Annotated in this window: 8 protein-coding genes; 4 read left to right on the top strand and 4 right to left on the bottom strand. The window is 68.9% G+C overall.

Annotation, left to right across the window (positions count from 1 at the left end; all coding sequences use genetic code 11):
* Positions 1 to 307: 307 nt before the first annotated feature.
* Positions 308 to 2,665, bottom strand: coding sequence for a GH92 family glycosyl hydrolase (locus AB3X08_RS03070; RefSeq protein WP_369936156.1), 2,358 nt, complete (start codon positions 2,663 to 2,665; stop codon positions 308 to 310).
* A gap of 132 nt (positions 2,666 to 2,797) precedes the next feature.
* Between AB3X08_RS03070 and AB3X08_RS03065 the strand changes: the two genes are divergently transcribed.
* From AB3X08_RS03065 to AB3X08_RS03055, 3 genes are all read left to right on the top strand, one after another.
* Positions 2,798 to 3,847, top strand: a complete 1,050-nt coding sequence (locus AB3X08_RS03065) for a LacI family DNA-binding transcriptional regulator (RefSeq protein ID WP_369936154.1) — start codon at positions 2,798 to 2,800, stop codon at positions 3,845 to 3,847.
* Positions 3,844 to 5,148 (top strand): sugar MFS transporter, encoded by a 1,305-nt coding sequence (locus AB3X08_RS03060; RefSeq protein ID WP_369936152.1) that lies wholly within the window; start codon positions 3,844 to 3,846, stop codon positions 5,146 to 5,148. Before AB3X08_RS03065 ends, AB3X08_RS03060 begins: the two co-directional genes overlap by 4 nt.
* A 91-nt stretch (positions 5,149 to 5,239) precedes the next feature.
* A complete protein-coding gene (locus AB3X08_RS03055; protein ID WP_369936150.1) occupies positions 5,240 to 6,526 on the top strand; it encodes an AGE family epimerase/isomerase in 1,287 nt (428 codons plus the stop codon).
* Positions 6,527 to 6,737: 211 nt separating this feature from the next.
* On the opposite strand, the gene rpoD is transcribed toward AB3X08_RS03055, so the two are convergent.
* Together rpoD and dtd are read right to left on the bottom strand one after the other, a co-directional pair.
* Positions 6,738 to 8,597 carry an RNA polymerase sigma factor RpoD gene (gene rpoD / locus AB3X08_RS03050; protein WP_184412280.1) on the bottom strand — a complete coding sequence of 620 codons (1,860 nt, stop codon included), beginning with the start codon at positions 8,595 to 8,597 and terminating at the stop codon, positions 6,738 to 6,740.
* Between the two features lie 111 nt (positions 8,598 to 8,708).
* Positions 8,709 to 9,149 (bottom strand): D-aminoacyl-tRNA deacylase, encoded by a 441-nt coding sequence (dtd, locus tag AB3X08_RS03045; RefSeq protein WP_369936148.1) that lies wholly within the window; start codon positions 9,147 to 9,149, stop codon positions 8,709 to 8,711.
* Positions 9,150 to 9,352: 203 nt separating this feature from the next.
* Here dtd and AB3X08_RS03040 point away from each other — a divergent pair, with 203 nt between their 5' ends.
* Positions 9,353 to 10,267 (top strand): lauroyl acyltransferase, encoded by a 915-nt coding sequence (locus AB3X08_RS03040; protein ID WP_369936147.1) that lies wholly within the window; start codon positions 9,353 to 9,355, stop codon positions 10,265 to 10,267.
* 26 nt (positions 10,268 to 10,293) lie between these two features.
* Here AB3X08_RS03040 and AB3X08_RS03035 read toward each other — a convergent pair whose 3' ends face one another.
* Positions 10,294 to 10,815, bottom strand: coding sequence for a GNAT family N-acetyltransferase (locus AB3X08_RS03035; RefSeq protein ID WP_369936145.1), 522 nt, complete (start codon positions 10,813 to 10,815; stop codon positions 10,294 to 10,296).
* Positions 10,816 to 10,850 lie beyond the last annotated feature (35 nt).

Genomic DNA, 10,850 nt, shown 5'->3' with positions numbered 1-10,850 from the left:
GAAATGTGTTCATGGCATTAAATGCGCGCATACGCGGCCAGCCCTGCGCTCTGCGCAACGGCGCCCGGCTTACATACGGAGAGTCTTGCTACACGGCGATCCGCGTTGGTTTCGGGCTAGGCGTATTGGGTCGCGAACGCCTTAACGTCATCGCACGGTCACGCTTTCACGCGCTGACGACGGCCACACCTGGAGGGAGCGCTTGGGGGACGATAAAACACGCGCGGCGTCGCCTTCGGCAGCAGACGACGACAGCGTGACACAACCTTGCGGCTCCCGGGCGCCGACATCGCGACGCCCACGCCACTCACTCGCTCATCGAATACGCGCGCTCCGCGCCCTTGCCCGCGGCCCAGGCGGTGTTCGGCTCGGCCTGCAGGGTGAAACGCAATTCGCCGCCGGCCATGATTTCCTCATGCCGCAGGAAGGCGCGATCCAGCGGGCGGCCGTTGAGGGTGACGCTGCCGATGTAGGGATGCGCGTCGTCCAGGCCGTCGGCGACGACGCTGAAGCGCTTGCCGTTGGGCAGCGCCAGGGTGGCGTGCGGCAGGAACGGGCGGCCGATGATGTATTGGTTGCTGGCCGGCGCCACCGGATAGAAGCCGAGCGCGGTGAACACATACCAGGCCGACATCTGCCCCAGATCGTCGTTGCCGGCCAGGCCGTCGGGACGCGCCGCGTACTGGCTGCGCATGATCTGCTGCAGCCGCGCCTGGGTGCGCCAGGGCTGGCCGGCGTAGGCGTACAGATAGGCGACGTGGTGGCTGGGTTCGTTGCCGTGCGCGTACCAGCCGATCAGCCCGGTGATGTCTTCCATGTGTTCAAACACCTTGGGATCGACCTTGGCGTCGAACACCTGGTCCAGCCGCGCCAGCAGCTTGTCCTCGCCGCCGTGCGCGCGGGCCAGGCCGGCCACGTCCTGCGGCACGTACCAGGAGTATTGCCAGGCGTTGCCCTCGGTGTAGTCGGTGCCGTAGCCGCTGGCGTCCGGATCGAAGGGGGTACGGAAGCTGCCGTCGCGCTTGCGCGCGCGCATGAAGCCCGTCTTCGCATCGAAGGCATGACGCCAGTTGCCGGCGCGCTTTTCGAATGCGCTGGCCACCTCGCTGCGGCCCATCGCCTGCGCCATACGCGCGATGGTCCAGTCGTCGAACGCGTATTCCAGGGTCTTGGATGCGGCCTCGCCTTCCTCGTCGATCGGCACGTAGCCCAGTTCGCGGTACTGGGCGATGCCGTCGTACGGGCCGTAGTTGGCGCTGGCCACCATCGCCTCCAGCGCCGCGTTGGTGTCGTAGCCGCGGATGCCTTTCATGTAGGCATCGGCGATCACCGGCACGGCGTGGTAGCCGATCATGCACCAGGTCTCCAGGCCCTGGAACGACCACACCGGCAGCACGCCGTACGGGCTGTTCTTGCGGTGCGCGAGCAGCGAGTTGACGATGTCGTTGGTGCGTTGCGGCGGTTGCACCAGGGTCAACAGCGGATGCAGCGCGCGGTAGGTGTCCCACAGCGAGAACGTCGAATAGTTGGTGTAGCCCTGCGCCTGGTGCACCGCGTTGTCCGGCCCGCGGTAGCGGCCGTCGCTGTCCATGAACAGCGTGGGGCCGAGCAGGCTGTGGTACAGCGCGGTATAGAACTGGGTGCGCTGCTGCGGCGCTGCGTCCACCTCCACCGCGCCGAGCGCCTGCGCCCACTGCGCGCGAGCGGCGCGGCGCACGCCGTCGAAGTCCCAGCCCGGCACCTCGGCATCGAGGTTGGCGATGGCGCTGTCCTCGCTGACCGGCGAGATCGACACCTTCACCAGCAGCGGTTCGCGCGTGGCCTGGCCGAAGTCGAAGCTGGCCACCAGCTGGCGGCCTTCGATCTGCGCGCGCTGGGCGGGGTCGTTGTCGCCCGGCGGCGGGAAGCCCTTGTAGGGAATGTCCTGCTCGGTGTTGTGCAGGGCGTGGCCGCGCAGCGGCTGCGAGAAGCGCAGCGCGAAGTACAGCTGCCGGCCCGGCGCCCAGCCGCGGGTTTCGCGGAAGCCGGTGACGGTGCCGTCGGCGCGCACGCGCAGCCGCGACCAGCTGATCTTGCCGGGGTAGTCGTACATGCTGGTGCGCAGGTCCAGCAGCACGTGCGCCGGCTGGCCCCTGGGGAAGGTGTAGCGGTGCACGCCGGCGCGCGCGCTGGCGGTCAACTCGGCGCGCACCTTGTAGTCGTCCAGGGTCACCGCGTAGTAGCCGGGCTCGGCGCGTTCATCGTCGTGGCGGAAGCGCGAGCCGTAGCCGCTGCCGGGCTTGTCCGGGTCGCCGCGTTCCAGGCGTACCGCGCCGCTGATCGGCATCAGCAGCACGTCGCCCAGGTCGGAATGGCCGGTGCCGGAGAAGTGCGTGTGCGAGAAGCCGACCAGGCTGCGGTCGTCGTAGCGGTAGCCGGCGGCCCAGCCGTAGGCGTCCTTGCGCGGCTGGATGCGCGTGTCCGGGCTCAGCTGGACCATGCCGAACGGCACCGTGGCGCCGGGGTAGGTATGGCCTTCGCCGCCTGTGCCGATGAACGGGTCCACCGCGGCGACGGCGCGCTCGCCGGGGCTGGCGGCGGCGGAATCGGGGGCGGCGTGCGCCGCCGGCCAGGCGGCGGCCAACAGCAGCGCGGCGGCCGCGCGCTTGATCCAGATGCTGTGCATGGTGTCGTTCCCCGGTCGAATCGGTCCAATAAACGGATACCACAAAGCCGCCGCGCATTTTGCTGCACTGCAAAATGCGCGGCACGTCACGACGGCGCAGGATGGGCGGCCTTTTGAACCGGTCTAATCGCCGTGCCGTCGTCCCCCGCCGACAAACGCGTCACCGTGTCCGACATCGCCGCTGCCTGCGGCGTGTCGCGGGCGACCGTGTCGCTGGTGCTGCGCAACAGCCCGCTGGTGCACGCGGATACGCGCGCCCGGGTGGCGGCGGAAATCGCCCGTCAGGGCTATGTCTACCACCGCGGCGCGGCCAGCCTGCGCGGGCGCGCCTCCAATGCGGTGGCGCTGGTGGTCAACGATCTGTCCAATCCGTTCTTCGCCGAGTTCGCCGGCGGCGTGGACGCCGTCTTGGCCGAGGCCGGCTACGTGATGCTGATCGGCAGCACCGGCGAATCGCCGGAGCGCCAGCACAGCGTGCTGGCTTCGCTGATCGAACACCAGCCGGCGGCGCTGATCCTGTCGCCGACCGAGAACACCGACGCGGCGCGGCTGCGCCAGTTGCTCGGCACGCGGCTGCCGGTGCTGCTGTTCAACCGCGCGCTGGACGGCGACTGGCCGCTGCTGGCACTGGACAACCGCCGCGGCGCACGCCTGGCCACCGAGCACCTGCTGGCGCTGGGCCATCGCGCGATCGCCTTCTTCGGCGGCCACCGCCAGTCCAGCTCCTGCGCCGAACGCCGCGCCGGCTACCGCGACGCGCTGGCCGCCGCCGGCATCGCCGCCGACCCGGCGTGGCTGATCGAATGCGCGCCGACCCGGCTGGAAGCCGCGCGCCAGGCCGGCGCGCTGTGCGCGCGCGACCCGCTGCCGACCGCGCTGGTCTGCTACAACGACGTGGTCGCGCTGGGCCTGGCCAGCGGCCTGGCCGAACGCGGCCGCCACGCCGGCCGCGACTACGCGCTGATCGGCTTCGACGATATCGCCGAGGCCGCGGTCGCCACCCCGCCGCTGTCCACCGTCGCGGTCGCCCCGCGCGAACGCGGCATGCAGGCCGCGCAGTTGGTGCTGGACGCGCTGCGCCAGCAACGGCCGCTGCCTGCGCTTACCATCGCCCCTTCCCGGCTGTGCCTGCGCGCCAGCAGCCAGGTCGCCCTATCGCCCGTCCCCGGAGTCGCTGCATGAGCCGTCGTCCGCTGTCCAACACTGCCGCCATCGCGGTGGTCAGCATGATCTTCTTCACCTGGGGCGGCCTGACCAGCCTCAACGATGTGCTGATCCCGCATCTGAAAGCCGTGTTCCAGATGAACTACGCGCAGTCGATGCTGATCCAGTTCACCTTCTTCGGCGCGTACTTCCTGATGTCGCTGCCGGCCGGCGCGGTGGTATCGCGCGTCGGCTACAAGGCCAGCATCGTGATCGGTCTGGTGGTCGCGGCGATCGGCGCGGCGATGTTCTACCCGGCGGCGCGCTTGCCCTCCTACCCGCTGTTCCTGACCGCGCTGTTCGTGCTGGCCAGCGGCATCACCTTGCTGCAGGTGGCGGCCAACCCGTACATCAGCCTGATCGGCGCGCCGGAGAAGGCGCCGAGCCGGTTGAACTTCGCGCAGGCGCTGAACTCGCTGGGCACCACCGTGTTTCCGCTGCTGATCGGCCCGCTGATCCTGGCCACCGCGGTGCTGTCGGCCGACAAGATCGCGGCGATGAGCACGCTCGAACAAGCCGCCTACCGCAGCGCGCAGGCGCAATCGGTGCAGGTGCCGTATCTGCTTCTGGCCGGCGGCCTGTTGCTGCTGGCGGTGTTCGTGCTGGTGATGCGGATTCCCTCGCTGCGCGAGGACGACGCCGGCAACACCGAGTCGCATCACAGCTTCGGCGACGCGCTGCGCCAATCGCACCTGCTGTGGGGCGTGGTGGCGATCTTCATGTATGTCGGCGCGGAAGTGTCGATCGGCAGCTTCCTGATCAACTACATCTCCGGCCCGACCACCGGCGGCCTGACCGAAGCCACCGCCAGCCGCTACCTGGCGTTCTACTGGGGCGGCGCGATGGTCGGCCGCTTCGCCGGTGCCGCGCTGCTGCAGGTGATCCCGGCGCGCAAGCTGCTGGCCGCCTTCGCCGGCGTCGCCTCGCTGCTGCTGATCGTGACCATGATCAGTACCGGCCACGTGGCGATGTGGAGCGTGATCGCGATCGGCTTGTTCAACTCGATCATGTTCCCGACCATCTTCACCGTGGCCATCGAGCGCCTCGGCCCGCTGACCAGCAAGGCCTCGAGCCTGCTGATCATGGGCATCGTCGGCGGCGCCATCGTGCCGCTGGTGCAGGGCGCGCTGGCCGATTCGGTCGGCATCCAGCACGCCTTCGTGATCCCGCTGCTGTGCTACGCCTACATCCTCTGGTACGGCCTGCGCGGCTCGCGGCTGTCGGCCAACCTGCCGGCCGAGGCGCCCGGCGCCAAGCCGGTGGCGCGCGCGATGCATTGATGCGCGAGGCGGGTACGGCGGCGCGCCGCCGCCGTGCCCGCATCTGGCTGCTGCTCCCTCCTTCCCCACTCACATGGCTCCCAGCGACCGCATGAACCTGCCTGCCACGCCCCTGCCCGACTTCGCCGATGCCGCCGTGTTGCGCGCGCATATCGCCGACACCATGGCCTTCTACCATCCGCGCGCGATCGATCCGGCCGGCGGCTTCTTCCACTATTTCCGCGACGACGGCAGCGTGTACGACGCCGGCCACCGCCACCTGGTCAGCAGCACCCGCTTCGTCTTCAACTACGCGATGGCGGCCATCGAGTTCGCCGATTCGCCGCTGGCCGCCGAGTACCTGGACGCCGCGCGCCACGGCCTGCGCTACCTGCGCGAGGTGCACCGCGACACCGCCAGCGGCGGCTACGTGTGGACCCTGCGCGACGGCGTCGCCGAGGACCGCACCCAGCACGCCTACGGCGCCGCCTTCGTGCTGCTGGCCTATTCCACCGCGAAGAAGGCCGGCCTGGACACCGACGCGTGGATGGACGAAACCTGGCAGTTGCTGGAAACCCGCTACTGGGACGCCGCCGCCGGCCTGTACCGCGACGAAGCCACGCCGGACTGGCAGTTCTCCAGCTACCGCGGGCAGAACGCCAACATGCACCTGTGCGAGGCGTTGATCGCCGCCTACGAGGCCAGCGCGCAGCCGCGTTACCTGCAGCGCGCGCTGCTGCTCGCCGACCACATCACCCGCCGCCAGGCGGCGCTGGCCGGCGGCCTGGTATGGGAACACTACGACGCGAACTGGCAGGTGGACTGGGACTACAACCGCGACAATCCCAAGCACCTGTTCCGGCCATGGGGTTTCCAGCCCGGCCACCAGGTCGAATGGTCGAAGCTGCTGGTGCTGCTGCACGGGCACTTGCAGGCCGCCGGGGGCAGCGCGCCGGACTGGCTGCTGCCGACCGCCCGCCACCTGTTCGACACCGCGCTGGCGCACGGCTGGGACGCGCAGCACGGCGGCATCGTCTACGGGTTCGCCTCCGGCAGCGAGGCTGAGCCGGTGGTCGGCGTGCCCGACGTGGCGCAGCATCCGACCTATTTCTGCGACGACGACAAGTATTTCTGGGTGCAGGCCGAATCGATCGCCGCCGCCGCGCGGCTGCTGGCCGCCAGCGGCGATGCCACGTATCGCGCCGCCTACGACAGGCTGTGGGCGTATTCGTGGGAGCATCTGGTCGACCATCGCTACGGCGCCTGGTTCCGCATCCTCAGCCGCGACAACCGCAGCTACAGCGACGAGAAGAGCCCGGCCGGCAAGACCGATTACCACACCATGGGCGCCTGCCACGACGTGCTGGCGGTGATGCGCAGCAGCCGCGCGTTCGTGTAACGCGGAGGCGGCATGAAACAGAGACACCGGCGATCCGGCGCCTCTGTTTCATGCGCACGGGGCATCCGCTTCCTGTAGGAGCGGCTTCAGCCGCGACCGGGTCTCACCGGTAACATCCTGTCGCGGCTGAAGCCGCTCCTACAGGGACGCTGCATACACAAAAAAGCCCCGCACATGGCGGGGCTTTTTCTTTGCCGCGAACCGCGCTCGATCAGTCGATATCGAGGAAGCTGCGCAGCTGTTCGGAGCGGCTCGGATGACGCAGCTTGCGCAGCGCCTTGGCCTCTATCTGGCGGATGCGCTCGCGGGTGACGTCGAACTGCTTGCCGACTTCCTCGAGGGTGTGGTCAGTGTTCATGTCGATGCCGAAGCGCATGCGCAGCACCTTGGCTTCCCTCGGGGTGAGGCCGGCCAGCACGTCGCGCACGGTCTCGGACAGGTTGATGTTGGTGGTGTTCTCGATCGGGGACTCCACGTTGGTGTCCTCGATGAAGTCGCCCAGATGCGAATCCTCGTCGTCGCCGATCGGGGTTTCCATCGAGATCGGCTCCTTGGCGATCTTCATCACCTTGCGGATCTTGTCCTCCGGCATGTCCATTTCCTTGGCCAGCTCCTCCGGCGTGGCCTCGCGACCGTACTGCTGGAGCATCTGCCGGGAAATGCGGTTCAACTTGTTGATCGTCTCGATCATGTGCACCGGAATACGGATGGTGCGCGCCTGATCGGCGATCGAACGGGTGATGGCCTGGCGGATCCACCAGGTCGCATACGTGGAGAACTTGTAGCCGCGGCGGTATTCGAACTTGTCCACCGCCTTCATCAGGCCGATGTTGCCTTCCTGGATCAGGTCGAGGAACTGCAGGCCGCGGTTGGTGTACTTCTTGGCGATCGAGATCACCAGGCGCAGGTTGGCCTCGACCATTTCCTTCTTGGCCTTGCGCGCCTTGGCTTCGCCATAGGCCATCGCGCGGCTGATTTCCTTCAGCTCGGTCAGGCTCAGGTAGGTCGCCTGCTCCACCGCCACGGTGGCTTCCTGCTCGGCGACGATCTGGTCCTTGACGTCGCGCAGCGCCGAGGACCACTTCTGCTTGCGCTTCAGTGCGTCGTCGACCCAGGCCACGTTGGTCTGGTTGCCTTCCCAGGAACGGATGAAGTCCTTGCGCGGCATGCGCGCCACGTGCGTGGCCAGGTGCAGCACGCGACGCTCGTGGTCCTTGACCTGGGCCATGGTGTCGCGCAGCTTGCGCACCAGCACGTCGGTCAGCGGCAGCGGCAGCTTCAGGGTGACGAACACCTCGGCGATGTCGGTGCGCAGCTTGGTGACCAGCTTGTGCTCGGCGCCGTTCTTGGCGTGCGCCTTCTTGAACTTGGCGTATTCGGTGGCCAGCACTTCCATGCGCCGCGCGACCTCGGCCGGATCCGGACCGGTCGGGCCGGCTTCTTCCTCGGCGGCTTCGACTTCCTCGTCGTCGTCGTCGCTGTCGGCATCGGCGGCGCTATCGTCGTCGCTGGCGACCACGACCGGCGCCGGCTCTTCCTCGATCAGGTCGTTGAAGCCGACCACGATCTCGGCCAGGCGCTTCTTGCCTTCCTTGTGCTGTTCGTAGTCTTCGAGCAGGGTTTCCACGGCCAGCGGGAACGCGCCCAGCGCGGCCTGGACCTGGCTGAGGCCTTCCTCGATGCGCTTGGCGATGGCGATTTCGCCTTCGCGGGTCAGCAGCTCGACCGTGCCCATCTCGCGCATGTACATGCGCACCGGGTCGGTGGTACGGCCACCTTCGGTGTCGAGCGCGGTCAGCGCCGCGGCGGCTTCTTCGGCCGCGGTGTCGTCGACTTCGCGGTTGCCGGTGTTGCCGTCGTTGAGCAGCAGGGTCTCGGCGTCGGGGGCGACTTCATGGACATCGATGCCCATGCCGTTGATCATGCTGATGATGTCTTCGATCTGCTCCGGATCGACCAGGTCGTCGGGCAGATGGTCATTGACTTCGGCGTAGGTCAGATAGCCCTGTTCCAGGCCCTTGCTGATCAGTAGCTTGATGTCGGATTGCTGGGCAGGACGTTCGTTGGCCATGAGTGCTCGCGCCACCGGCAGGTAGATGAATGAGTGAACCTAGCATTATAACAGCCCGGACCGCCGCTTGCCGGACAAGGAGCTGAATCGCTCCGCCAGGAGCGCCCCGGCCTAGGGCCGAAGCAGGAAAGTGACCGGGCCGTCGTTGACCAGGCTGACGATCATATGGGCACCGAAGCGCCCGCTTTCCACCCCCGGCGCGTGCCGCTCCCGGCAGATTTCCAGCAATCGGTTGAAGCCGCGTTCAGCCTCGGGCGGCGGCGCCGCGGTGGTGAAGCTGGGGCGCATGCCCGAATCGGTATCGGCCGCGAGGGTGAACTGGCTGACCAGCAGCAGGCCGCCTGCGGTGTCGCGCAGCGAGCGGTTCATGCGCCCGCTGGCGTCGGCGAACACGCGGTAGCCGAGCAGGCGCTCGGCCATGCGCTGGAACTTGGCCTCGGTATCGCCCGGCTCCACCGCCACCAGCGCCAGCAGGCCGGGGCCGATGCGGCCGACCACCGCGTCGTCGACGCGGACCTCGGCCTGGCTGACGCGCTGGATCAGGGAAAGCATGGGCGGGACTCGGGACTCGGGACTCGGGACTCGGAAGCATCCGGGTTCGGCGCAGCACTGTCATCCCGCCCGCATCATCGCCGACCACGCGCCGATGCGGGAAGCCGGGTCGGCCCGGCGATCGGCCAATCCGTGACGCCGATCCGCCCTCCCCCGGGCCGCGCCCGGCCTGGCACGGCCGGCGCAGCGGATAAACTGGCGCGATGAAACCCGCAACGCTCGCAACCGTTCTGTATCGCTGCGCCGCCGCCGTGGCGCGCCTGCCCTGGCCGTGGCTGCGGCGCCTGGCCGACAGCCTGGCCTGGCTGTGGCTGCGCCTGGACGCGCGCGAGAGCCGGGTCACCCGCCGCAACCTGGAGCTGGCCTATCCGGAGCTGCTGCCGAGCGAACGCGTCGCGCTGCACCGCGACGTGCTGCGCTCCACCGCGCGGCAGGCGTTCGAGACCCTGGTGCTGTGGACCCGGCCGCCGGCGCACAACCTCGCACGGCTGCGCCAGCGCTACGGCCAGGAGCTGTACGACGCCGCGCTGGCGTCGGGCCGCGGGGTGATCGTGGCCGCGCCGCACTTCGGCAACTGGGAACTGCTGAACCAGTGGCTGGCCTCGCGCGGCGACATCGCCATCGTCTACCGCGCGCCCGCCTCCGACGTCGGCGATGCCTTCCTGCAACTGGTGCGCAGCGGCGACAACGTGCGCCAGGTGCGCGCCGAAGGCCCGGCGGTGCGGCAGCTGTTCAAGGTGCTCAAGGACGGCGGGGCAGTCGGCATTCTTCCGGACCAGCAACCCAAGGCCGGCGACGGCGTGTTCGCGCCGTTCTTCGGCGTGCCGGCGCTGACCATGACCCTGGTCAACCGGTTGGCCGAGCGCACCGGCGCGATCGTGCTGTTCGCCTGGTGCGAACGGGCCGGCAACGACCTGGAATTCGCGCTGCACGTGCAGCCGGCGCCGGAGGCGATCGCCGACCCGGACCCGCTGCGCGCCGCGACCGCGCTGAACGAAGGCGTGGAGCGGGTGGCGCGCCGCGACCCGGCGCAGTACCAGTGGACCTACAAGCGCTACACGCTGCGCCCGGATCCGGCCGAGGCCAATCCCTACGCCACGGCCAGGCACCCGCACTAGCGGCGTCGCCCATCCCCGTGCGGCGGCTAGTCGTCGTGCGGGTCCGCCGGCGTGGCGAGGATGCGCTGGTAGAAGGCCAGATCCAGCCAACGCCCGAACTTGAAACCGGCCTCGCGCACGGTGCCAGCATGCACGAAGCCCAGTTGCTCGTGCAGCGCGATGCTGCCGCTGTTGCTGGCGTCGATGCCGCCGACCAGCACGTGCACCCCGCGCGCCTGCGCCGCCTCGATCAGCGCCAGCAGCAGGCGCCGCCCCAGGCGCTTGCCGCGATGGTCGCGGTGCACGTAGACCGAATGCTCGACGCTGTACTTGAACGCCGGCCAGGCGCGGAACGTGCCGTAGCTGGCGAAGCCGAGCAGGGTGCCGGCCGCGTCCTCGATCCCGATCACCGGGAAGTTCCCGGCACGCTTGACCGCGAACCAGCCGGCCATGCTCTCCGGCGGGCGCGGCCGGTAGTCGTACAGGGCGGTGGAATGGACGATGGCCTCGTTGAAGATCTCCAGGATCGCGCCGGCATGGCGCTGTTCGGTGCAGTCGACGAGGTGCATGTGCAGGCGGTCCTGGAAAACGGGTCCGGCGTAGT

It is taken from the genome of Xanthomonas sp. DAR 34887 (assembly GCF_041245805.1).
GTDB classification, from domain to species: Bacteria; Pseudomonadota; Gammaproteobacteria; order Xanthomonadales; family Xanthomonadaceae; genus Xanthomonas_A; species Xanthomonas_A tesorieronis.
This window is presented reverse-complemented; position numbering and strand designations above follow the sequence as displayed.

What these genes read in the sequence shown, in the direction of transcription:
- AB3X08_RS03070 (WP_369936156.1), bottom strand. Translation starts at nt 2,665, where the DNA reads ATGCACAGCATCTGGATCAAGCGCGCGGCCGCCGCGCTGCTGTTGGCC.
- AB3X08_RS03060 (WP_369936152.1), top strand. Translation starts at nt 3,844, where the DNA reads ATGAGCCGTCGTCCGCTGTCCAACACTGCCGCCATCGCGGTGGTCAGC.
- AB3X08_RS03055 (WP_369936150.1), top strand. Translation starts at nt 5,240, where the DNA reads ATGAACCTGCCTGCCACGCCCCTGCCCGACTTCGCCGATGCCGCCGTG.
- rpoD (WP_184412280.1), bottom strand. Translation starts at nt 8,597, where the DNA reads ATGGCCAACGAACGTCCTGCCCAGCAATCCGACATCAAGCTACTGATC.
- dtd (WP_369936148.1), bottom strand. Translation starts at nt 9,149, where the DNA reads ATGCTTTCCCTGATCCAGCGCGTCAGCCAGGCCGAGGTCCGCGTCGAC.
- AB3X08_RS03040 (WP_369936147.1), top strand. Translation starts at nt 9,353, where the DNA reads ATGAAACCCGCAACGCTCGCAACCGTTCTGTATCGCTGCGCCGCCGCC.
- AB3X08_RS03035 (WP_369936145.1), bottom strand. Translation starts at nt 10,815, where the DNA reads ATGCACCTCGTCGACTGCACCGAACAGCGCCATGCCGGCGCGATCCTG.